This window comes from Parasphingomonas frigoris, assembly GCF_036663815.1.
Taxonomy (GTDB): domain Bacteria; phylum Pseudomonadota; class Alphaproteobacteria; order Sphingomonadales; family Sphingomonadaceae; genus Sphingomonas.
This window is the reverse complement of record NZ_JAXOJQ010000003.1, coordinates 234,897-257,940: the sequence shown is the minus strand read 5'-3', so window position 1 is coordinate 257,940 and position 23,044 is coordinate 234,897. Positions and strand designations below refer to the sequence as shown.

21 protein-coding genes are annotated in these 23,044 nt (G+C 67.4%); 8 read left to right on the top strand and 13 right to left on the bottom strand.

What is annotated here, in order from left to right; all coding sequences use genetic code 11:
- Positions 1-59: 59 nt before the first annotated feature.
- Positions 60-593, bottom strand: coding sequence for a hypothetical protein (locus U1872_RS11445; protein ID WP_332793027.1), 534 nt, complete (start codon positions 591-593; stop codon positions 60-62).
- Positions 594-687: 94 nt separating this feature from the next.
- On the opposite strand from U1872_RS11445, the gene U1872_RS11440 reads away from it, so the two are divergent.
- Both U1872_RS11440 and U1872_RS11435 read left to right on the top strand, forming a co-directional pair.
- Positions 688-1,857, top strand: coding sequence for a phospholipase D-like domain-containing protein (locus U1872_RS11440; RefSeq protein ID WP_332793621.1), 1,170 nt, complete (start codon positions 688-690; stop codon positions 1,855-1,857).
- Positions 1,858-1,904: 47 nt separating this feature from the next.
- A complete protein-coding gene (locus tag U1872_RS11435) occupies positions 1,905-3,152 on the top strand; it encodes an MFS transporter (RefSeq protein ID WP_443025386.1) in 1,248 nt (415 codons plus the stop codon).
- A gap of 39 nt (positions 3,153-3,191) precedes the next feature.
- Here U1872_RS11435 and U1872_RS11430 read toward each other — a convergent pair whose 3' ends face one another.
- Positions 3,192-5,474 (bottom strand): CDC48 family AAA ATPase, encoded by a 2,283-nt coding sequence (locus tag U1872_RS11430; protein ID WP_332793025.1) that lies wholly within the window; start codon positions 5,472-5,474, stop codon positions 3,192-3,194.
- 338 nt (positions 5,475-5,812) lie between these two features.
- Between U1872_RS11430 and U1872_RS11425 the strand changes: the two genes are divergently transcribed.
- Complete coding sequence (locus U1872_RS11425; RefSeq protein WP_332793024.1) at positions 5,813-6,703, top strand: LysR substrate-binding domain-containing protein; 891 nt, start codon at positions 5,813-5,815, stop codon at positions 6,701-6,703.
- A 169-nt stretch (positions 6,704-6,872) separates the two neighbouring features.
- Here the strand turns inward: U1872_RS11425 and U1872_RS11420 are convergent, their stop codons facing one another.
- Complete coding sequence (locus U1872_RS11420; protein ID WP_332793023.1) at positions 6,873-7,232, bottom strand: hypothetical protein; 360 nt, start codon at positions 7,230-7,232, stop codon at positions 6,873-6,875.
- A gap of 67 nt (positions 7,233-7,299) precedes the next feature.
- On the opposite strand from U1872_RS11420, the gene U1872_RS11415 reads away from it, so the two are divergent.
- Both U1872_RS11415 and U1872_RS11410 read left to right on the top strand, forming a co-directional pair.
- Positions 7,300-7,863 carry a TetR/AcrR family transcriptional regulator gene (locus U1872_RS11415; protein ID WP_332793022.1) on the top strand — a complete coding sequence of 188 codons (564 nt, stop codon included), beginning with the start codon at positions 7,300-7,302 and terminating at the stop codon, positions 7,861-7,863.
- Between the two features lie 214 nt (positions 7,864-8,077).
- Positions 8,078-9,502, top strand: a complete 1,425-nt coding sequence (locus U1872_RS11410; RefSeq protein ID WP_332793021.1) for a methyl-accepting chemotaxis protein — start codon at positions 8,078-8,080, stop codon at positions 9,500-9,502.
- Between the two features lie 163 nt (positions 9,503-9,665).
- On the opposite strand, the gene U1872_RS11405 is transcribed toward U1872_RS11410, so the two are convergent.
- The gene (locus U1872_RS11405; protein WP_332793020.1) at positions 9,666-10,121 is read right to left on the bottom strand and encodes a peptidylprolyl isomerase; all 456 of its coding nucleotides are present in this window, start codon (positions 10,119-10,121) and stop codon (positions 9,666-9,668) included.
- A 172-nt stretch (positions 10,122-10,293) separates the two neighbouring features.
- Between U1872_RS11405 and mgtE the strand changes: the two genes are divergently transcribed.
- Together mgtE and U1872_RS11395 are read left to right on the top strand one after the other, a co-directional pair.
- A complete protein-coding gene (gene mgtE, locus U1872_RS11400; RefSeq protein ID WP_332793019.1) occupies positions 10,294-11,694 on the top strand; it encodes a magnesium transporter in 1,401 nt (466 codons plus the stop codon).
- 24 nt (positions 11,695-11,718) lie between these two features.
- Complete coding sequence (locus tag U1872_RS11395; RefSeq protein WP_332793018.1) at positions 11,719-12,123, top strand: DUF1489 family protein; 405 nt, start codon at positions 11,719-11,721, stop codon at positions 12,121-12,123.
- A gap of 16 nt (positions 12,124-12,139) precedes the next feature.
- Here U1872_RS11395 and U1872_RS11390 read toward each other — a convergent pair whose 3' ends face one another.
- The 6 genes from U1872_RS11390 to U1872_RS11365 all read right to left on the bottom strand — a co-directional run bounded on the left by U1872_RS11390 (position 12,140) and on the right by U1872_RS11365 (position 17,757).
- Positions 12,140-12,847 carry a GIN domain-containing protein gene (locus tag U1872_RS11390; RefSeq protein WP_332793017.1) on the bottom strand — a complete coding sequence of 236 codons (708 nt, stop codon included), beginning with the start codon at positions 12,845-12,847 and terminating at the stop codon, positions 12,140-12,142.
- Positions 12,848-12,888: 41 nt separating this feature from the next.
- Positions 12,889-13,605, bottom strand: coding sequence for a head GIN domain-containing protein (locus U1872_RS11385; protein ID WP_332793016.1), 717 nt, complete (start codon positions 13,603-13,605; stop codon positions 12,889-12,891).
- 125 nt (positions 13,606-13,730) lie between these two features.
- Positions 13,731-14,264 carry a CarD family transcriptional regulator gene (locus tag U1872_RS11380; RefSeq protein WP_332793015.1) on the bottom strand — a complete coding sequence of 178 codons (534 nt, stop codon included), beginning with the start codon at positions 14,262-14,264 and terminating at the stop codon, positions 13,731-13,733.
- A gap of 252 nt (positions 14,265-14,516) precedes the next feature.
- A complete protein-coding gene (gene fdxA / locus U1872_RS11375) occupies positions 14,517-14,855 on the bottom strand; it encodes a ferredoxin FdxA (RefSeq protein WP_332793014.1) in 339 nt (112 codons plus the stop codon).
- Positions 14,856-14,888: 33 nt separating this feature from the next.
- A complete protein-coding gene (locus U1872_RS11370) occupies positions 14,889-15,191 on the bottom strand; it encodes an RNA-binding S4 domain-containing protein (RefSeq protein WP_332793013.1) in 303 nt (100 codons plus the stop codon).
- 25 nt (positions 15,192-15,216) lie between these two features.
- Entirely contained in the window at positions 15,217-17,757 is a 2,541-nt protein-coding gene (locus U1872_RS11365) for a helicase-related protein (RefSeq protein WP_332793012.1), read from the bottom strand.
- 260 nt (positions 17,758-18,017) lie between these two features.
- On the opposite strand from U1872_RS11365, the gene U1872_RS11360 reads away from it, so the two are divergent.
- Positions 18,018-19,484: a M23 family metallopeptidase gene (locus tag U1872_RS11360; protein ID WP_443025373.1), complete on the top strand. Its 1,467-nt coding sequence runs from the start codon at positions 18,018-18,020 to the stop codon at positions 19,482-19,484.
- Between the two features lie 42 nt (positions 19,485-19,526).
- Here the strand turns inward: U1872_RS11360 and U1872_RS11355 are convergent, their stop codons facing one another.
- The 3 genes from U1872_RS11355 to U1872_RS11345 all read right to left on the bottom strand — a co-directional run bounded on the left by U1872_RS11355 (position 19,527) and on the right by U1872_RS11345 (position 22,968).
- Complete coding sequence (locus U1872_RS11355; RefSeq protein ID WP_332793010.1) at positions 19,527-21,197, bottom strand: ATP-binding protein; 1,671 nt, start codon at positions 21,195-21,197, stop codon at positions 19,527-19,529.
- A gap of 89 nt (positions 21,198-21,286) precedes the next feature.
- Positions 21,287-22,057, bottom strand: a complete 771-nt coding sequence (locus U1872_RS11350; protein WP_332793009.1) for a TIGR02186 family protein — start codon at positions 22,055-22,057, stop codon at positions 21,287-21,289.
- On the bottom strand, positions 22,054-22,968 hold the full coding sequence (locus U1872_RS11345) for a sulfite exporter TauE/SafE family protein (protein WP_332793008.1): 915 nt from the start codon (positions 22,966-22,968) through the stop codon (positions 22,054-22,056). Before U1872_RS11345 ends, U1872_RS11350 begins: the two co-directional genes overlap by 4 nt.
- Positions 22,969-23,044: the final 76 nt, after the last annotated feature.

The following is a 23,044-nucleotide window of genomic DNA, read 5'->3' as shown; positions in this document are numbered from 1 at the left end:
GAACGGCTTCCTTGCTTGTACGACGAGTGTCGGAAAGGCGGTGCCCTAGTCGGAATGCCCTACGGAGTCAAGAAAACGCGGGTGGGCGGGCCCGGCGGCACCGGGGACCAGCACCGCGCGAGCGCCGCAAGGCTGCGCTCGACCCAGGCGGCGAGCGGCGTATCGCGATTGCTGCCGATATCGATCCAGGCCGGACGCCCGTGCGCATACCCCGCCTCCGCGCGCAGCCAATATTCGGTCCCGTCGAGAACCATCGCGCCCGGCGCATCGATCCCCGACACATAGGGATGCGGCATGGCGACGGCTCGCATCGCCAGCAGCGCCGGAAGGACCGCCGGACACGTCCGGCTATCCGCCCAGACGATCGTCGCGGGATGCGACGGCTCGCGCCGCGTAAGACGCAGGGTATAGCCGATCGGAGCATCCGGACGCGGCTCGCTCGAGAACGCCGCATCGACACTCTCGCGAACGTGCGACACTATGGGCTCGCGCGAGAAATGCGCGAAGGCGCGCTCCCCGAACGGATCGGCCGAGGGAGGCGGCCCAGGCGGGGTCACAGCGACAGCGGCCTGGAGAACGAAAGCGAGCAGCATCGGCGACCTTTGGGTTGGGCGATCAGCCTAGTCTGCGCCGTGAGATGGGGTCAACGACTTGCGCAAACCCGGCATTGCCATCACCAAGGCGCGGATGTCCGACCCCGCCCCGCAACCCACCTTCACCGTTGCCGGCACCGCGCTGACGATGCTCGACACCGGCCCGCGCCGGCTCGACACGCTGATCGCGCTGATCGACCGCGCGCGGGCGACGCTGCGGATCATCTATTACATCTATGTCGACGACGACGCCGGCGCGAAGGTGCGCGACGCGATGATCCGCGCGGCAGCGCGCGGCGTGCGCGTGTCGCTCGTGGTCGACGGGCTCGGCAGCGAAGTCGCCGAGAGTCACAACTTCTTCGACCCAATGCGCGACGCTGGCGTCGAGGTGTGCCGCTTCGTGCCCCGCTGGGGGCGGCGCTATCTGCTGCGCAACCATCAGAAGCTCGCGCTTGCCGATGGCGAGAGCGCGGACGCACGCGCGATCATCGGCGGGTTCAACGTGCAGGACAGCTATTTCGGCACCCCCGCCGAGCAGGCGTGGCGCGATCTCGGGCTGCTGATCGAAGGGCCTGCGGCGCAGCGCATCACCGGCTATTATGACGCGCTGTCGGCCTGGTCGCGCCAGCCCAAGCCACCGCTGCGCGGCTTGCGGCGCGCGCTGTCGGCGTGGAGCGAGCCCGAGGGGCCGGTGCGCTGGCTGTTCGGCGGGCCGACGCGCAAGCTCTCGCCCTGGGCGCGCGCGGTGAAGCGCGACCTCGAGCGGGCGCGCAAGGTCGACCTGATCTCGGCCTATTTCGCGCCCAATCCGGGGATGCTGCGGCGGCTCGACCGCGCTGGCGTGCGCGGGCAGGTACGGATCGTGCTGGCGTCGAAGAACGATCATGGCGCGGCGATCTGGGCGTCGCGCTTCACCTATGCGGGGTTGCTGCGCAAGCGCGTGCAGATCTACGAATATCAGCCGACCAAGCTCCACACCAAGCTCTTCCTGATCGACGACGTCGTCTATATCGGCTCGGCCAATTACGACATTCGCAGCCTGTTCCTCAATCTCGAGATGATGCTGCGGATCGACGATCCCGCCTTTGCCGCGCATGTGCGCGGCTATGTCGATGGCGAGGTCGCCAATTCGCAGCGGATCACCCTGGCGGACTATCGCCAGACCGGCTGGTGGACGCGCACGCGCCAGTTCGCCGCCTTCTTCGTGATGACCGTGCTCGACTATAACATCACCAAGCGGCTCAACTTCGGGCCCGAGCGGTGAGCGCCGCATCCCGGATCGATCGCGATTTCGCGCTGCTGTTCACGGTGATGCTGACGATCGCTGCGGGCAATACCGCGATGCAGTCGGTGCTGCCCGCGCTCGGGCGCTCGCTCAAGGTGCCCGACAGCGCGGTCGCCGCCGCTTTCTCGGTCTCGGCGCTGCTCTGGGTGATCGCCGCGCCATTCTGGGCGAAGCGCTCGGACCTGCACGGCCGCCGCGCGATGATCCTGCTCGGCATGGGCGGCTTCTCGGTCTCGCTGGTCATCTGCGGGCTGTTCCTCGCCGCCGGGATCAACGGCTGGATCGGCGGGATCGCTGCCTTCTGCTGCTTCATCGCCGGGCGGCTGATCTACGGCACCTTCGGCTCCGCCGCCCCGCCCGCGGTGCAGGCGCTGGTCGCCGGCAACACGACCCGCGCTGAGCGCACCAAGGCGCTGACGCTGCTCGGATCGGCTTTCGGGCTGGGGACGATCCTCGGGCCGACGCTCGCCCCCTTCCTCGTGCTCGGGTCGGTCGGCGGGGTCGAGATCGGGCTCGCCGGCCCCGCCTTCATCTTCGCGCTGTTCGGCATCGGCGTATGGATCACGGTGCGGCGGATGCTGCCCGACGACCGGCCCGCCAGCGATGCGGCGCGCGGCGCCTTCCATGGCGCGGCCAACGCCTATCCCTCGATCGGCGGGCAGAGTTCGGGCGCGAGCATCACCGCCGCGACCGCGCCGCACAGCGAATCGGTCGGCTATGCCGATCCGCGGATCCGCGGCTGGATGATCGCCGGGCTCGTCGCGGGGCACGGCCAGGCGATGACGGGGCAGGCGATCGGCTTCCTGGTGATCGACCGGCTTCACCTCGCGCCGGCGCAGGCGCTGCAACCGACCGGGATCGTGCTGATGATCGGCGCGGGCGCGGCGTTGCTGGTGCAATGGGGAATCATCCCCAACCTCAACTTGAAGCCCCGCCCGATGATGCTGACGGGGCTGCTGCTCGCCGCGGCGGGCTGCGCGCTGACCGGCCTTGCCACCTCGCTCTATACGCTGGCCTGCGCTTATGCGCTGGCGAGCGTCGGGTTCGGCTTCACGCGCCCGGCGTTCACAGCGGGGGCATCGCTCGCGGTCGGGCACGACGCGCAGGGGGCGGTTGCGGGCAAGGTGACGTCGATCAACGGCGCGGCGTTCGTGCTCGGGCCGTCGATCGGGGTCGGGCTGTACCAGGTGCAGCATTCGCTGCCCTATCTGGTGGCTGGCGCGGCGATGGTCGTGCTGTTCGGCTATGCCTGGGTGAAGCTGCGCGAACGGTGAATCTTCCTCCCCTCCCTGGAAGGGAGGGGAGGAAGCAGGTCAGCGTTGGTCTTCCTTCGCGCGCGGTGGGAAGGCAAAGCCGATCGGCTGCAGCGACGTCGCATCCTGCTTCAACCGCGCTTTCATCGTCTCATACTCGCGCTCGAGCTCGGGCGTAACCGACGCGCGCGAATCGGCGAGCGCGGTCTCGAAATGCGCCATCGTCACCTGCCGCACCTCGAGCGATTCGCGCAGCGCGGTAAGCCCCGCGCGCCGCACCAGATCCTCGAGATCAGCGCCGGTGAAGCGATCGGTCCGCCCAGCGAGAACATCGAGATCGACATCCTCGGCGATCGGCATCTTGGCGGTCTGGATCGCGAGGATCCGCGCCCGCCCATCACGACTCGGCACGCCGACATAGATCAGCTCGTCGAACCGCCCCGGCCGCAGCAGCGCCGGGTCGATCAGATTGGGTCGATTGGTCGCGCCGATCACGACGACCGACTGCAATTCCTCGAGCCCGTCCATCTCGGCGAGGATCGTGTTGACGACCCGCTCGGTCACCTGCGGCTCGCCCATCCCGCTGCCGCGCGTGGGAACGAGCGAATCGAGCTCGTCGATGAAGATCACGCACGGCGCAACCTGGCGCGCACGGGCGAACAGCTTGGCGATCTGCTGCTCGCTCTCGCCATACCATTTGCTGAGCAGATCGCTCGACTTGGTCGCAATGAAGTTGGCCTGCGCCTCGCGCGCCACCGCCTTCGCCAGCAAGGTCTTGCCGGTTCCGGGCGGGCCATAGAGCAGGAAGCCCTTGGCCGGGCGGATGCCGAGCCGGCGGAACGCGTCGGGATCCTTCAACGGAAGCTCGACGCCCTCCTTCAACCGCATCTGCGCGTCGTCGAGTCCGCCGACATCGTCCCAGCGGACGCGCGGCGCCTCGACCATCACCTCGCGCATCGCGCTCGGCTGGACGCGCTTCAACGCATCGACGAAATCCTCGCGCGTCACCGCAAGCGTGTCGAGGATCTCGGGCGGGATCGTCCCCTCGGAGAGGTTGAGCCGCGGCATCAGCTTGCGCACCGCCTCGATCGCCGCTTCGCGCGCGAGCGCGGCGAGATCGGCACCGACGAAGCCGTAGGTCGTGCGCGCCAGCTCATCCAAATCGACGCGGTCACCGAGCGGCATGCCGCGCGTGTGGATGCCGAGGATCTCGCGACGCCCGCGCTCGTCGGGAACGCCGACGACGATCTCGCGGTCAAACCGGCCCGGACGCCGCAACGCTTCGTCGATCGCCTCGGGGCGGTTGGTCGCGGCGATCACCACGACGTTGGCGCGTGCTTCCAAGCCGTCCATCAGCGTCAGCAACTGCGCGACGAGGCGCTTCTCGGCCTCGCCCGACACTTGCCCGCGCTTGGGCGCGATCGAGTCGATCTCGTCGATGAAGACGATCGACGGCGCCGCCTTGGCGGCTTCCTCGAACACCTGGCGCAGCTTGCCTTCCGATTCGCCGTACGCCGAGCCCATGATCTCAGGGCCATTGATCAGGAAGAATTCGGCCGCCGATTCGTTGGCGACGGCGCGCGCGAGCCGCGTCTTGCCGGTGCCGGGCGGCCCGTGCAGCAGCACGCCCTTGGGCGGATCGACGCCAAGGCGCTGGAACAGCTCGGGGTAGCGCAGCGGCAGCTCGACCATCTCGCGCAGCTGGTCGATCGTCGGGCCCATCCCGCCAATATCATCATAGGTGACGTCGGCGCGGCGCGCTTCCTTGGGCTCCTCATATTCGGGGCGCAGCTCGATCTCGGTATTCTCGTCGACATGGACCACGCCCTTGGGCAGCGTCGAGATCACCGCGAGGCGGATCTCCTGGAGCGCATAGGCCGGCGCGCGCAGCATGTTCTGGACGCCCGGCGGCATGTTGTCGACGCGCTGCTGGCCTGCCGTCGCGACGACGTCGCCCTGCGTCAGCGGGCGGCCGAGGAAGGTGCGCTTCAGCGCGTTCGACGACCCCTGCAACCGCAGGTTCTGTTGCGCCGGCGCGAATACCACGCGCGTTGCCGGCTTCGACTCTATGGCGCGAATCTCGACGAAATCGCCCGAGCCGACGCCGGCATTGGCGCGCTGCAGCCCGTCGATGCGGATGATCTCGAGCCCTTCGTCCTCGGCATAAGGCGCAACCGCGCGCGCCGGGGTCGAGGCCTTGCCGACGATCTCGATCACGTCGCCCTCGCCAAGGCCGAGCGCGGCAAGCATCGCGCGCGGCACATGCGCGAGCCCACGCCCGCTATCCTCGGGCCGCGCATTGGCAACCTGCAATTTCCGAACCGGCGTCTCGGCGTCCGCCATGCTGTCATTCCCTCGCGTGAAATCGTTGAGCGCGCGAGATAGGGATGCTGTTCCGCAAATGCGAGGCGACCGGCATGCCGGCGTCGCACCGCGAACAGACAAAAAAAGGGCCGACCCCTTGGAGGGATCGGCCTTGAAAGTTTTAGGAGAGGATGCCTGAAAGGCACCCCCTATGTGCCGCGCGGCAGTTTATGTTGCAAGTGCGAAAGAACCGATCGCGAGTGCGGTTTCTGCAATCGCGGCCTTCCCTCTCCCCTGCAGCAATGGTAGCTTTAGAGCCGACGGTATTTTGGTGCAGTGCACAAGATAACGGTGTCGACGTGAGAGAGTGTCAGAAGATGCGCAGATTGCCGCCCCTCACTGCGATCGAAGCCTTCGTGCAGGTTGCACGCACCGGATCGATCAAGGCGGCATCGCAGGAGCTTGCACTGTCGCCGCCCGCGCTCAGCCGCCGCATCCAGGCGCTCGAACGCTTCATCGGGCGGCCGTTGTTCGAGCGGCGCCACCAGGCCGTCGTGCTCAATGCCGATGGCGACCGGCTGCTCCAGCAGATCGCGCCGGCGCTCGATCGCCTGTCCGACGCGGTCGAGGTGATGACGAGCAATACCGACGTGCTGCGGCTGCGCCTCGGCATCCTGCCGCTGTTCGCTTCGCAACGCCTCTTCCCCCGACTCGGCGAATTGCGCGCCAAGCATCCCGAGCTGCATCTCGACATCGACACCGCGGCGCATCTGCTCGCGCGGCTCGGTGAAGGGCTCGATGCGGTGATCGCGCTCGCGCGCGAGATCGACCCGACGCTCTATGCCAAGCGGCTCGATCGCAACCAGGTCTATGTCATCGGCGCGCGTGCGATGATCGAGGGGCCCAATCCGATCACCAACCCCGAACAGCTCGCCGGGCTGACCGCGCTGGTGCATCGCGACATGCCCGACACGTTCAGCGCGTGGCGCGCGGCGGCGGGGCTGATCGGGCTCGAGCCGCTGGCGGTCGATCATTTCGATTCGGGCGCGCTGATGCTCGAGGCGGCCGCACAGGGGCTCGGCATCGCCTTCATGCACGAAAGCCATTTCGAGGACGCGCGCGACGACCGGCTGGTCAAGCTGTTCGATATCGCGGTGGAGAGCCCTTACAGCTACTGGTTCGCCTGCCGCCCGCGTGCGCTGACACAGAAGCCGGTGCGGCTGTTCCACGACTGGCTGATCGCGACGCTCGCCGATCCGGAGGTGTGAGGGCCGACGCAGGCGCTCGCCCGCCTGCGCGAGAGGCTCTGCAGACTCGGGCCGCGTTCGTCACGCATCCCTGGTCGGAGTGGCGCGCAATGATGATCGCCCGGACCTGCCCTGAGGCGGGGTTTCCGGCTGCAGCCGTATCGAAGGCTGGAGTGCCGGCACGGCTGGGTCAGGAGGGAAGATACACGCCGACGATGGCGACTGACACGATTGCCGCGAACATCTTCCATCCGAAGTGTCGCCCGCGGGTTATCCAGGCGTTCCCGACAATACCCCATGCCAAGGGCAGACAGGCGCATAGGACGGCCACTGGCCGGGCGTGATCGTCGAACAACCAGGGCGACGCAGCGATGATCGCGCCACATACTGCCCATATCGCCGTACTGAATTGCCAGATCACGTTGACGAGAGCCTTGGCCTGGCCGCCAGGAAATTTGGCCGGGGCAATCAGGCGCGTCTGGCCCAGATAGCCATGAATCAAAGCCGCAACGATGCAAGCCACACCGGCTGGAACGAGAATGATCGGCACGATATGGTCTCCATACACGTGTGTATGGTATTGCGCCGGTGGCCCGCTCTCGTCAATACAGGACTGTATGGTTCCGCAACGACTGACCCGGCAGGATTGGCTCGACGCCGCGCTGACCAGCCTGGCACAGCAGGGGTATCAATCGCTCCGCGCCGAACGCCTGGCCAAGGCGCTGGGCGTGTCGCGGGGCAGCTTTTATTGGCATTTCGCCGACGTCGAGACCTTCGAACAGGCCGTGCTCGACCATTGGGAGACGGTGGCGGTCGATACGCCCTATGCAGACGCGATCGCCACGGCCCGCCGGGATTCGTCGATGGCGCTGGAGGCGTTGATTCGACGGGTGTTTCGATCGCCAGTGGCGTTGGAACGCGCCGTGCGCAGCTGGGCCGCGACATCGCAGATCGCAGCGGCAGCATTGCGCAGGGTCGATCAGCGGCGTCTCTCCATCTTGACCGAACTCATCGCGAGCGGGGAGGCTCGTTCGGAGCTGGCCAACGTGCGCGCTATCCTTCTCTACTGGACCTATATCGGACACGTCACCAATGCCGACATCACGGTCGACGAAGCGATCGTCACAGCGCTAATCGAACACTTCTGCGATATCCGACCTGGCGGCAGCGGCACGCACTGATGATCGGCCGGACCTGCAATAAGGGGCAGTTTGCGCCTCGCATTGCGCGTCACGCCTCGGCCCTCGACAATAAGGACCTGAGCTGGACAAAATTTCGGGAAACGAGGTTACCAGGAATCCAGTCTCTATGAAGAGGTAGGACGCTTGGGACCAACCCGTGGGAAGGAAGCCGTGCGCAGTTTGACTGGAAGAGGCACGGCACATGGGTACCCCGATGGACTGGTTTATCAAGGATGCGCCCGTTCGCACCAAGTTATTGGCTGCCTTTGGAGCGATGGTAGCGCTCAACGCCATCTGCACGCTAGCACCCCAATTTGCTGGCAAGGCCGCGCTCCCGATCGCGGCGACGACGACGTTGGCCGCCGCTCTATTGGGCTTGTTCTTTCGTCGGGTGATCTCGCTTCCCTACGTCGGCACGGTGGTCCGTATGGAAGGATTGGCCGCGGGTGACCTGAAGAGTCCGATTCCATTTTCCGACCAAAAAGATTGCGTAGGTCGGATGACCGCTGCCATGATCAAATTTCGCGATGATGCCGTCGGACTTGAAGCCGTCACAGAAGAAAAACTGCAGACCGATAGGGAGCAGCAGCAGGTTGTCGAAATTTTATCGAGCGGCCTCGCGAGCTTGTCCGGCGGAGACTTAACTTCAGACATCGACAAGGAATTTCCCCAAAGTTTTCAGGGGTTGAAGGACAACTATAACTCTGCTCTTGCCAACCTGCGCGGTTTGATCGGAGGCGTTACCGAAAGCGCCAATGGCATTCGCACGGGCTCGCACGAGATCGCGCAGGCGTCGGAAGACCTGGCGCGCCGTACCGAGGGCAATGCCGCCAGCCTCGAGGAGACGAGCGCCGCACTGGTGCAGATCGATACCCGACTGAAAGCGACGGCCTTGTCGTCAGGCCAGACGGTGGCACGCGCCGATCAGGCGATCGCCACGGTCGGCGGCGGTCGCGCAACTGCAGAGGAAGCGGTGCAGGCGATGGGCCGCGTCAGCGACAGCGCCAAGGGGATCGACAGCGTGATAGAGGGGCTCGACAAGATCGCCTTCCAGACGCGCGTGCTGGCGATGAACGCCGCGGTCGAGGCGGGGCGTGCGGGCGATGCCGGTCGTGGCTTCGCCGTCGTCGCCGATCTTGTTTCGGCCTTGGCGATGCGCGCCGAGGAGGAAGCCAAGCGTGCGCGTGACCAGTTGACCCTGACCCAGACCGACATCGTGACCGCGGTGAAAGCCGTGCAGAACGTGGATGGCGCATTGGCCAATATATCCAGCGATGTGGGCGAGGTGCATACCCTGCTCGGCACGATGGCGAATGACGCCACTGCGCAATCCTCGGCGATCACGCAGATCACTGCGGCGATCAGCGCGATGGACCAGTCGACCCAGCAGAATGCGGCCATGGTTGAGGAGACGTCGGCCGCGGCCCGCAACCTCACCATCGAAGTGACGTCACTTGCCGAGCAGGCGGCGATGTTCAAGACCGAGGATTCGGCGCCGGCACGCCTGGCGCTGCGACCTGCCGCAGCGCCGGCTGCGGCGAAGAAAATCGAGGCGGCGCCGTATCGCTCGCGGGTCAGGGCCTTGCCAGCGACGGCGCTCGCCGATGCCGGTCGGCAGAACGACTGGAACGCCTTCTAAAGCTTCACCGCGAGCCGACCTGGTCCCAAGACCGAAGTTGTGAAAAACCAGCGTCACGCCCCAGTCGGCGGGGCCCTTCTTCCTTTCTCGCGCCGCCAAGAAGAAGACCCCTCGCCCAACCCGCTCCCGCGAAGCGCGGGAGCGGGCTTTTCGGTCACGCGTGTTACTCGGCGCGCGCCTTGAGGATCTTGCCCGGGCTGCGCGGCGGCTCGCCCTTCGGCAGCGCGTCGACATGCTCCATGCCCGAGGTTACCTGGCCCCACACCGTGTACTGATTGTCGAGGAAGCGGGCATCGTCGAAGCAGATGAAGAACTGGCTGTTGGCCGAGTTCGGGCTCTGCGCACGCGCCATCGACGCGGTGCCGCGCACGTGCGGCTCCTTGGAGAATTCCTGCTCGAGATTGGGCTTGTCCGAACCGTGCATGCCGGTGCCGGTGGGGTCGCCACCCTGCGCCATGAAGCCGGGGATGACGCGGTGGAACACGACGCCGTCGTAGAAGCCGTCGTTCGCCAGCTCGGCGATGCGCGCAACATGGTTAGGCGCGAGATCGCCGCGCAATTTGATCACGACGTCGCCGCCGTCGAGCGTGAGCGTCAGGGTTTCGGGAAGATCGGCCATCGAAGGACTCCTGCAAAAGGGGATGCGTCGCCCTAGCGAGGCGACGCCCGGCTGGCAAATCACCGGCCGCGCACGCGCCCAACGAAGCGGCGTTGGCTTTGTTGCCGCACGGCGTTACGGGTCTATGCGCAAAGGCCGATGTGCCGCCGCAACCCGGCCGAGGAGGTCCATCATGAGCGAGATCGACCTGCCCGAGCCCGAGCTCGACACCGCGCAACTCGACGAGGACGACCGGCTCAAGCCCGCCTTCGTCCGCAAGGTGCTCGACGCGGTCGAGGCCGGCGACGCCGCCGCGGCGCGCGCCCTGGTCGAGCCGCTCCACCCGGCCGACATCGCCGATCTGTTCGAGCTGACCCCGCACGAGGACCGCGCCGGCCTGGCGACCGCGATCACCGACCTGCTCGACGGTGACGTCCTCGCCGAGATGAACGATTATGTCCGCGAGGATCTGATCGACGCGCTCTCGGCCACGCAGGTCGCCGACATCGCCTCCGAGCTCGACACCGACGACGCCGTCGCGATCATCGAGGACATGGAGCCCGCAGACCAGCGCGAGGTGCTCCGCGCGCTCGACCCCGACGATCGCGCCGCGATCGAGGAAGCGCTGAGCTACGACGAGGAGACCGCCGGTCGCCTGATGCAGCGCGAGCTGATCGCGGTGCCCGAACATTGGTCGGTCGGCGACGTGCTCGATTATCTGCGCCAGCATGACGAGCTGACCACCGACTTCTGGGAGATCTTCGTCGTCGATCCCGCGCACAAGCCGGTCGGCACCGTCGCGCTGTCGTGGATCCTGCGCACGCCGCGCGGCATCGCGATCGGCGACGTGATGCAGCGCGAGCAGACGCTGATCCCGATCGACATGGACCAGGAAGAGGTCGCGCTGCGCTTCCAGAAATATGCGCTGATCTCGGCCGCGGTGGTCGATCCGGTCGGTCGGCTGGTCGGCATGATCACGGTCGACGACATCGTCCATATCATTTCCGAGGAAGCCGGCGAGGATATCCTGCGGCTGTCGGGCGCGGGCGACGGCGACATCAACGAGCCGATCCATCTGACGGTACGGACACGGATCACCTGGCTGGTGGTCAATCTCGGCACCGCGATGCTGGCCGCGTCGGTCGTCGGCTTGTTCCAGGGCGAGATCGGGCGTTTCGCCTTGCTCGCGGTGCTGATGCCGATCGTCTCGGGGATGGGCGGCAATGCCGGCACGCAGACGCTCGCGGTGATGGTGCGCGCGCTTGCCACCAACCAGCTGACCGATTCGAACACCGGGCGGATGATCTACCGCGAATTCCGCATCGCCGCCGCCAACGGCACGATGCTCGGCACGCTGATCGGGATCGGCACCTTCCTGGTGTTCGGCAACCTGTCGCTCGCGATCGTCATCGCGATGGCGATGGTGATCAACAATCTGATCGCCGGCCTGTCGGGGGTGCTGATCCCGGTGACGCTCGACCGCCTCGACATCGATCCCGCGGTTTCCTCGGCGGTGTTCGTGACGATGATGACCGACGTGATGGGATTTTTCTGCTTCCTCGGTCTGGCGACGCTGTTCGGACTTGGCGGTTAGACCGCGCTACCCCATTTGCTCCTGGTGCCGCTTCATCTCACAAAGGTCGCGTTCGGCGCGACCAGCCTCGACCATCTCGCCGAACGGCTGCGCCAACGCGGCGCGGAAGGGCCGGTCTTTCTCACCACACGCTACCTGCCCAAACGCCACGCGGAGATCGAAGGCAGCGGCTCGCTCTTCTGGATCATCAAGCACACGCTCGTCGCCCGATCGCCGATCCTCGGATTCGGCGAGGCCGAAGGCGGGCGCGTCGCGATCCATATCGACCCGGAACTGGTGCTGACCGAGGGCCGCCCCAAGCGCGCGCATCAGGGCTGGCGCTACCTCGAAGCCGCCGACGCACCGGCCGATCTTGGCGCGGGGATGCGCGGCGGAGAGGCGATGCCGGCGACGCTGCTCAGCAAGCTGTCGGCGCTGGGGCTGCTCTGAACGGCAGCGAAGGCCGTCACGGCGCCGCCGGCGGTGGAACGCCACAGGCGACCGCCGCCCCGCCGGGCGTGCTGACCTTGCATTTGGGCGCGCCGTAGACGGTCGCCGCACCGAGCCCGGACGATACGACGTCGGCGGTGTAGCGCGCGCTCGCCTGCGCGCTGCCCGAGCCGTCGAGCCGCAATACCAGCGCATCGACGCGGAGCGCGCTTGCATCGATCGTTCCCGTCCCGTTGCCGAACAGCCGCGCCCGCGCTGCGCGACCGCCGAGCGTCATCGCTCCGGTCCCGACGACAGTCACGCCGAGTTGCTCGCCATCGATCGCCGGCGCGGTGATCGCGCCGCTGCCCAAGATCTGCAGGTCGATCCGCGCACCGCGCACCGGCCCTTCGATGACCAGCCGCCCGCCGCCCATCACGCTTACGCCATGGAGGTCGCCGGTCCGCAACGACACGACCGGCGCAGCGCCGGTGTTCGAAGGCGTTGATACACCGCCGGCCGACCGCGTCGCGCGTACCGTGAGCACCGTGCCGTCGACGTGCAGCTCGAACCCGACCGGCACCACCCCCGTGACCGTCGCGGCGGGCGCACCGCGCGTCGCGAGCCGGACGTCGAGCGGGCCCTCAATGCGAATACGGTCGAAATCCGCGATGAAATAGCGCCGCTCGGCGGCATGTGCGGGCGGGCAAACGAGCAGCAGCGGAATCAGGAAGGCGTATCGCATCGCGCGAGCATTCCCGCGATTGCCGCGGTAGACAAGCCCGTTCAGCCGCCGCAGCGCACCTCGCCCGACCCGATCTTGGTGGTCGAACAGGCTGCGGTGCGCCCGAGATCGACATTGCCCGATCCGATGAGCGACACGCTGGCCGGCCCCGCGACATCGGCGCGGACATTCCCCGAGCCGGTGACCGAGACCGAAGCCGTGCGCGCCTTCAGCCCGGCGGCCGCGACATTGCCCGAGCCGGCGACATTGATCGTCAGCCGCTCGACGCGGCCGCGCGCCTCGATATTGCCCGCCCCGGCGACCGACAATTTGGCCCGCGGTACGGTAAGCGTCGCAACGGTGAGATTACCCGAGCCGGCAGCATCGGCGTCGAAACGCGTCCCCTCGACCCGGTCGATCGCCAGATTGCCGGAGCCCGCGATCTGCGCCGCGACGATCCGCGGCATCGTCACGAAGACCTTCACGCGATCGTGCGAGCCGCCCCAGCTCCACCCGGCGAGGTTGCGCTTTCGGCCGACGCGAAGCGTATCGCCGTCGCGCACGATCTCGAGCTTGTCGAGTTCGGCCCGCGGACCCGTGGCGCGCACCGAAAAGGCCGATCCGACCCGCACGTCGACATCGTCCGACCCACGCAGCGACACGCCGCTGAAATCGGCGATCGTGAAGCTGCGCGTGTCGCCCGCGCCGGCGGGTGAAGCTTCGCTCTGTACCGAACAGGCGGCAAGCGGCAGGACGATCAGGACGGGAAGGACGCGCATCGTAAAGCTCCTGTGTGTTGCCTCAACAATACACTAATCACACGTCGATACAAGTCGGGCCGACGCAAACAAAAGGGGCGGCCGTTGCCGACCGCCCCTGGTGTGTCTCGGCGCTACGCTCCGAATCAGACCGGCGCCTTGTCCTTGTTGTGGATCGCGGCGGCCTTGCGCAGGATCTCGAGGATCTTTTCCTGCGCGGTCGGCTCGTCGACCTGCTCCATCGCGGCAAGCTCGCGCGCGAGGCGGCTGGTCGCGCCTTCGAAGATCTGCCGCTCGGAATAGCTCTGCTCGGGCTGGTCGTCGGCCCGGAACAGGTCGCGCACCACTTCGGCGATCGACACGAGGTCGCCCGAATTGATTTTCGCTTCATATTCCTGCGCGCGCCGCGACCACATGGTGCGCTTGACGCGCGGCTTGCCGGTCAACGTGTCGAGCGCTTCGCGCAACGTCTTGTCGCTCGAGAGCTTGCGCATGCCGACGCTTTCGGCCTTGTTGGTCGGAACGCGCAGCGTCATGCGTTCTTTTTCGAAGCGCAGGACGTAGAGTTCGAGCTGCATCCCGGCGATTTCCTGCCGCTGGAGCTCGATCACACGGCCAACACCGTGCTTGGGATAAACGACATAATCGCCGACGTCGAAGGACAGCGCCTTGGCAGCCATTCCGTAAGACCTTTCTGTGAACCGGGTATCCGGTGCAACGCGCCCGCAGCAAGAAAGCTGCATGGCCGCGCGCGGATGTGGTGTGGTTGTGCGTCTCCGTGTCGAAAACGCGCGCGATGGCGCTTCCGTCCCTGCCTGTTTAGCAGAGCCGCAATAAAATTACCACACAAACGTCGCACACGCCGTCGGCACTCCGCGCGATTACCGCCGGAAAGCGTCGCGGCCGATCGCTCGCCTCCGTTTCGGGACGTTTCAGTCGCCGGCGCCGGGCTCGGGCGAGAAGAACTCCATCTTGCCGGGCTTACCCTTGAAGGCGTCGGCGTCGGGCGGCGTCTGGCCGGCATTGCGCGTGACGTTGGGCCATTGGCCAGAGAAGGTCGTGTTGAGCTCGAGCCACTGCTCGAGGCCCGATTCGGTATCGGGCAGGATCGCCTCGGCCGGGCATTCGGGTTCGCACACGCCGCAGTCGATGCACTCGCTGGGATTGATCACCAGCATGTTCTCGCCTTCGTAGAAGCAATCGACCGGGCACACCTCGACGCAGTCCATGTACTTGCACTTGATGCAGGCATCGGTGACGACGTAGGTCATTAAAACACTCCCGGAGTACGAACGCTTGTGCTGCTATGCCCGAGCGCCAGCGGCGTCAACGCTTGCGCGCTCGGATCGAGCATTTTCGAGTAGGTCGCTGTAAAGCCCGCGCGCTTCCTCGGGCGGGCCGCGCCGGGCCGGCAGCGCTTCGACGCGGAGCGCCCTGACCCGCCCGCTTGGGCTGGCGAAGGCGATGACGCAGCCGATCCGCACTGGCGCTGCCGGCTTGTCGATCGCCCGTCCGTCGATTCGCACATGCCCGCTGGCCGCCATGTCCTGCGCGATGCCGCGCGTCTTCACGATGCGCGCGAACCACAGGAAACGGTCGATCCGCATCACAGGCTCGGATCCACCCAAGCCGTTACACCGCCTGTCCGCCGAGCGCGGCGAACGCGCCCGCCATCGCCCCCGCCATCGCCGTGTCGCGCGGCGGCGGCGCGGTCCGCACCGGCGGGCGTCCGCGCCAGCTCCAGCGCAAGCTGTCATCGGCGCTCGGTGCGGGCCGGAAGCCGAAGCCGCCCATCAATTGCTCGAGCGTCGCGCGCGTCAGCCCCATCGACAGCGCAAGCGCGGGATCGAGCACGAACGGTTTGCGCCCCTGGCTACCGCGCGCGTCATGCGCGGCCCGCGCGATGCGTTCGATCAAGTCGATCCGCACCGCCTGCGCGCCGACCGGGCGATAGCCGTGCGCCAGCGTCGCGCCGGGCGCGGCGCGGTCGAGCACCGTTGCCCCCTCGCGCGGCCCTACCCCGACGGGCTGCGTTTCGCGCGCGGCAAGCAGCACGCGCCGCCAGCGCGCCGCGCCGGGCTTGAGCAGCCGTGGGTCGAACAGGTCGAGCGCGCCGATCGTGAACCCCGCCCCGCGAAACGCTTTGCGCGCAACCGGATCGAGTCCCTCGACCGCCACCGCAATATCGGCGCGCGCGACGATCCCGCCATGCGCGACGAGCGCCGCGGCGACCGCGCGCGACGCCGGGCTCGCCGCCGGATCGCGCTGGACGCCGTCGAGCACGACCAGCCCCGGCACACTACGCTTGAGCTGTCCGGCGAGCCACGACCGCAACCGTGCCTCGATCTTGCCCCGCGCCTCGACAGACAGGCAGTCGAGCGCACGGTCGAGCATCACGCGCGGCCGCAGCAGCGTCGGCCCGGGCGCGAGCGTCGCGACCGCGAGTTCCCCCCACAGCAGCGTCGGCACCGCGCCGACCTCGGCGGACAGCCCAAGCTCGCTATCTTCAGCCTCGGCCAGCGCCAAACCGCGCCGCGCACGCTCGTCGCCCAGGCGGCGCTCGGCGGCGGCGAGCAGCAGCCGCTTGTCGGTCGCCCGCGCATCCGGCGCGACGACGAAGCGGAAACCATCGAGCCGACCGATCGCATGATCCTCGACCATCACCTCGCCCTGCGCGCCGATCGTCACAGGCAAAGCGCGCGGATCGGCGCCGATCTGGCGCATCAACAGCGTCGTGCGCTTGTCGACGAAGCGCTGCGTCAGGCTGAGATGGAGCGCGTCGGACAACCGCTCCTCGACCGCGCCCGCCCGCGCCGACCAATGCGCCGGATCGGCGAGCCAGTCGGCGCGGTTGGCGATGTACGACCAGCTCCGCGCCGCCGCGATCCGCCCGGCAAGCGTCTCGACATCGCCCGCGACATTATCGAGCCGCGCGATCTCGGCAGCGAACCAGTCGTGCGGGATATGGCCGTGGCCCTCGCTGAGATAGCCGAACAGCCTTGCAACGAAGCGCGTATGCGGATCGACCCCGAGCTTGCGGAAATCGGGCACGCCGCACGCCGCCCACAATCGCGCGACCATCGCCGGTGAGCGACACCGCCCGCGCACGCCCGGCTCCTCGGCCATCCGCTTGAGCACCGCGAGATCGGTCGATTGCGGCGCGGCCCACAGCACGCGGTGCGCGGGCCGCTGCTCGAGGCTTTCGATCAGCGCGTCGACGCTCGAATAATCGGGCTCGCCCTGTCGCCAATAGAGTTGCTCGAGCGGTGGGAAACGATGCTCCTCGATCGCGAACACTTCCTCGGGCGTGAACGCCCCCGGCCCTTCCTCGACCAACGCGCCGAACGTCCCGTCGCGCTGGTGCCGCCCGGCCCGCCCGGCGATCTGCGCCATCTCGGCGACGCGCAGCCGCCGCTGGCGATGGCCGTCGAACTTGTTGAGGCTAGCAAAGGCGACGTGCGCCACGTCCATGTTGAGCCCCATCCCGATCGCATCGGTCGCGACGAGATAATCGACCTCGCCCGCCTGGAACATCGCGACCTGCGCGTTGCGCGTACGCGGGGAGAGCGCGCCCATCACCACCGCCGCGCCACCGCGCAAACGCCGCAGCATCTCCGCCACGGCGTACACCTCCTCGGCGCTGAACGCGACGATCGCCGAGCGCTTGGGCAGCCGGCTGATCTTCTTCGCGCCGGCATAGCTCAAGGTCGAGAAACGCGGGCGGTTGATGATCTCGATCTTGGGCACCAGCGCCTTCAGCATCGGGCGCAGCGCTTCGGAGCCGAGCAGCATCGTCTCGTCGCGTCCGCGCGCGCGCAAGATGCGGTCGGTGAAGACGTGCCCGCGCTCGGGATCGGCGCCCAATTGCGCTTCGTCGAGCGCGACGAAAGCAAGGTCCTTGTCGAGCGGCATCGATTCGGCAGTGCACAGGAACCAGCGCGCGTCCTTCGGGACGATCTTCTCCTCGCCGGTGATCAGCGCGACGCGATTCTCGCCCTTGAGCTTGACGACGCGATCATAGACCTCGCGCGCGAGGAGGCGCAGCGGGAAGCCGATCATGCCGCTCGAATGGCCGCACATCCGCTCGACCGCGAGATGGGTCTTGCCGGTATTGGTCGGTCCCAACACCGCCGTGACGGAAGCCGCACCGGCCTGCTCTGCGATACGCTGCATGACCCGACTAACATCGCGTGCCCCGCCCCTGCGTGCAACCGCTTACGGAAAATTCCGCGCTCGCGCTCATGCGAAACTACGATAAATCTGCCACTTGCAACCGTTCCGAGCCCTGTCGCAGCAATCAAACGCTTCGTCGCGACGATCCCGGCACTCGGCGGCGGTTAATTTGACTTTAGCTTTTCGCCGCCACAGTCATCGGGCTCCACGCTGCGGGGCGTATAAGCGGCGGTTTCGGACATAGCGGGGGGCAGTACGCCTTGTTCTTGCGTAACGATCTTGGGCTTGAGCAAGCCGGCGGCACTACAACCCGGTCTTTCGGTCGCGCCATCGTGCCGGTCGCTGACCTCAGCGCCTTCGAAAAACTGCGCGCTGCAACGCTGGCGATCGACTGGGTGCCCGATCTCGGATCGCGCATCGGCTCGCTCGACTGGTGGCGCGGCGCCGCCACCTGCGCGGCGCTGTGCGCCGCTGCGATCGCGATCGCGCCGCCGATCACCACGCCGCTTGCCGGCACGATGCCCGCCCCGCTGACCGGTGCCGAGCGCGAGGAAGCGCGCGCGCAGGCGATCGCACCGCTCGCGCTGGGGGCGAATAGCGGGCGCCACATGGCGTCGAACGACCTCGTCGCGCCGCTCGCCGAAGCGCCCGAACGCCCGATCGAGGACCGCACCGCGACCGTCGGGCATGGCGACAGCTTCGGGGACATGCTCCAGCGCGCCGGCGTGTCCGAACGCGACGCGCAAGACGCCGTCGCGCTGATTTCGACGGCGGTACCACTCGCCGAGCTCAAGGGCGGCACCCAGGTCCCGATGACGCTCGGCCGCCGCTCGACCAAGGCGGTCGCGCGGCCGCTCGAAGCCTTGTCGCTACGCGCGCGCTTCGACCAGTTGCTGACGCTGCACCGCGTCGGCGCGCAGCTCGTGCTGACCAAGCAGGCGATCGCGATCGACACCACGCCGCTGCGTATCCAGGGCCCGGTCGGCAGCAGCCTGTACCGCTCGGCACGCGCCGCGGGCGTGCCCGTCAAGCTGGTCGAGACCTACATCAAGGCGATCGCGAGCAAGGTCGCGATCGGCCATGTCGGCCGCGATGATTCCTATGATCTGGTGATCGAGCGCAAGCGCGCCGCGACCGGCGAGACGCAGCTCGGCAACCTGCTGTTCGCCGGGCTCGATCATGGATCTACCAAGACCCAGCTCGTACAATGGACCGACGGCACTTGGTACGAAGCGAGCGGCCACGCCGAACGGCAGGGCATGTTCACGATGCCGGTGTCGATGGCGCGGATCACCTCGAGCTTCGGGATGCGCTTCCATCCGCTGCTCGGCTTCACGCGGATGCACAAGGGCATCGACATCGGCACGCCGTGGGGCACGCCGATCCACGCCCCCGCCGACGGCACGATCACCTATGCCGGACGCAGCGGCGGCTATGGCAATTTCATCAAGCTGTCGCACGGCGGCGGGATCGAGACGCATTACGGTCATCTCAGTCGCTTCGCGACGCGCGCCGGACAGCATGTCGCACGCGGCGACGTGATCGGCTATTCGGGCAATAGCGGCATTTCGACCGGCCCGCATCTGCACTGGGAAGTGCTGCGCGGCGGCGTCGCGGTCAATCCGCGCGGCTTCTCCTTCTCGAGCGTCGCGGCATTGTCGGGCGAGCAGTTGCGGCAGTTCCGGGCGAAGGTTGCGAACTTGCTCGCGGTGCGCCCGGGGGCGTGAGCGCTGCACTCGGCCGCCGCCTGTCCGGCAGGCGAGTCGGTCTCAGCGCCCCTGCGACCGCCAGCGTTTCAGCGTCCGCGCGATCATGTCGCCCTCGCCGCCGGTCTCGCGCCACAATTGCGAGAAGAGCGGGTCGTCCGACGCCGGGCGCTTGTCCGCGGCGAGCGCATCGAACGAGACGCGGATCGGAATCGCGACGCCCTCGCCGCAGATGATGCACTCGCGATTGCGCAAGGCGGGAATCGAATCGAGGAAACCGCGCGCGCCCTCGGGCATCGCCGCGCGGACGAACGCCTGGTCGCGATCGTTGTTGAGTCGCATCGCGATGATCGTGCCACACTGCGAGAGCACGCCCTCGGCGAGATCCGACGGCCGCTGGGTGATCAGCCCGAGCGAGACGCCATATTTGCGCCCTTCCTTGGCGATCCGCGACAGGATCCGCCCGACGCTCGACCCGGCGCCCCCCCCATCTCCGCTGCCCGCGGGAATGTAGCGATGCGCTTCCTCGCAGACGAGCAGGATCGGCCGCTGCGCCTCGCCGCGCGACCAGATCGCGAAATCGAACACCATCCGGCTGAGCACCGCGACCACCACCGAGGTGATCTCGGAAGGCACGCCCGACACGTCGATGATCGAGATCGGCTTGCCGTCGCCGGGCAGGCGGAAGATCCGCTCGATGAAGCTCGCCATCGTGTCGGCGACGAGCATCCCTGAGAACATGAAGCCGTAGCGCGGATCGGCCTTGATCTCGTCGATCTTGGTCTTCAGTCGCAAATAGGGGGCGGTGTCGCCCGCGCGGTCCATCTTGCCCATCTCGAGCCCGATCAGGTTGGTCAGGTCGCTCAACAGATACGGCACCGGCGCATCGACCGTCAGCTTGCTGATCTCCTGCCCCAGCCGCCCCTTGGCACGCGCCATCAACAGGCATTTGGCGAGGATGTCGGCGTCGATCTGCTTTTCCGAGCCCGACGAGGTGACGAACACCTCGCAATGTTCCTCGAAGTTCATCAGCCAGTATGGCATCTGCAGGTTCGACACGTCGTAGATCGCGCCATTGCCCTTGAACGCGGCGGCATATTCGCCGTGCGGATCGACCATCACGATATGGCCCTGCGGGCTAAGCTCGCAGATGCGGTGGAGGATCAGCGCGGCGCTGGTCGACTTGCCCGTGCCGGTGCTCCCCAGCAGCGCGAAATGCTTGCCGAGCATCGCATCGACATAGAGCGCCGCGCGAATGTCCTTGGTCGGATAGACCGTCCCGATCTCGATGTTCGCGCGGTCGTCGGCGGCGTAGATCTGCCGGAGGTCGGCGGTCGAGACCGGGAACACGCCGCAGCCCGGCGTCGGATAGCGCGTCACGCCGCGGCGGAACTTGTAGAGCTTGCCGGTCAGCCGCTCCTCGTCGCCCTCGCCGAGGAAATCGACCGTCGCGGCGACGCGGTGCTCCTGACCGTCGACCAGCTTGAGCGAGCGGATGTTGGCGATCAGCCACGTCCCGCCGACGCGCATCTTGATCTGGCTGCCGACCGTACCGGCCGCCGCGATCACCGGATCGCTGCTGTCCAGAATCGTATCGAGCGCCAGCGGATCGAGCATCACCACACTCGACGATCCCGCAATCTCGAACACCGTGCCGATACACACGCCCGTCGCCAGCGGTGCGGGCTGGGCAAAGGCTGGGGTGAAAGCGTGGCCACCCGGCATCTCGGTCATCTGGCGTCCATCCCCACGGGTGTTCTTGCAGCGAACGCCTTGCAGGACGAGCGGTAAAGATTGGGTGACGATCGCCTCCGGGATTGCGCTCAGAAGCGCCGCGCGATCACCCCTGCGCTCCAGCCGAACAGCACCGACAGCGCCACCGCGACGAGCCCGTACAGCACCGACTGCCGCTCGGCCGAGCGCGCGACGAAGCGTTCGAAGCCCGATTTGCGGATCTCGATGTCGCGCGTCGCCGCCGCCAGCACGCGGCCATCGCGGATCAAAAAGGTCTCGGCGGTGAAGCGCCCGACGGGAACGCGCGCCGGGATCGTCACGCGCGCGCGGTACAGCACGCCGTCAGTGATCTCGACCGCGCCGGGCGCCTCGAGATAGAGGCCGGTGCGGGTCTTCAGCTCGACCAGCCCGCGCGCGAAGCGATCCTGCTCCTGCAGCGGCGCGCTCGACGCGGGCGACAGCTGCAGGCTCGACAGACCGAGCTCGTAGATCGCGCGGGTGCGCGCATCGAGCATCCGCGCGATCGGCTTGGACGAGGCGATCGCGTAGAAGCTCGGCGCCGAGCGATAGCGCAAACGCGAGGCGTTGACCCACATCAGCCCGCCCAGCTTCTGCTTCTCGCGCACCAGGATCGACTGGACCGGCCCCTTGACGACGACGACGATGTCGGTCGGCTTGTCGTCGTCGGGCAAGCGCCCGCCGGGATAGAGGATCGCGCCGAACAGCAGCAGGTTGGCGCCGGTGAAGCTGTACTGGATCTCGATGTCGCGCTGCGACACGTCGGGGACGAGCACCGGCTTCGTCGCCGATTGCGCCATCAACAGCGGTGCGGCGAGCACCGCCAGCCAACGCGACCTCACGACAGCTCGACCGAATAGATTTCGTCGGGCCGCCAGCCGAGCCCGAGCGCGATCCGTCCCGCCACCAGCAGCACGATCACCGCGAGCGCGAGCCGCAGATATTCGGGCTTCACCTTGTTGGCCAGCCGCGCGCCGATCTGCGCGCCGGCAACCGAGCCGAGCAGCAGCAACGCCGCCAGCACGATGTCGACCGCCTTGGTCGTCGTCGCATGCACCATCGTCGCCATCGCGGTGACGAACAGCGTCTGGAACAGCGAGGTGCCGACCACCACCTGCGTCGTCATGCCGAGCAGATAGAGCATCGCCGGCACCAGGATGAAGCCACCGCCGACGCCGAGCAGGATCGTCAGTATGCCGACGCCGAAGCCGAGCAGCAGCGGCGCGAAGGGCGAGATGTAGAGGCCCGAGCGATAGAAGCGCGTCCGCATCGGCAGCGCGGCGACGAGCGGATGGTGGCGGCGCTTGCGCGGGCGTGGCGCCTCGCCGCTGCGCATCCGCCGGATCGCGCCCCACGCCTCGGTCGCCATCATGCTGCCGATCGAGCCGAGCAACAGAACGTAGACGATCGCGATCACCGTATCGATCTGCCCGCTCGCCTGGAGCAGGCGGAAGATCCACCCGCCGAAGATCGACCCGACCAGCCCGCCGGCGACGAGCACGCCGCCCATCTTGAAGTCGACGCCCTTGCGCCGGACATGCGCGAACACGCCCGAAACGCTTGCGCCGGTGACCTGGCTTGCGGCCGAAGCGGCGGCGACGGTCGGCGGGATGCCGTAGACGATCAGCAGCGGCGTCGTGAGAAAACCGCCGCCGACGCCGAACATCCCCGACAGCAGTCCGACCCCGCCCCCGAGCAGGACGATGACGAGCGCGTTGACCGAGAGATTGGCGATCGGCAGGTAGATGTCCATTGCCTGCAAGCGTTACCCGCTCGCGCGCCGCGCGCAAAGCGCGGCCTCTCTAAAAATCGCTGCCGAGCGTCAGCGC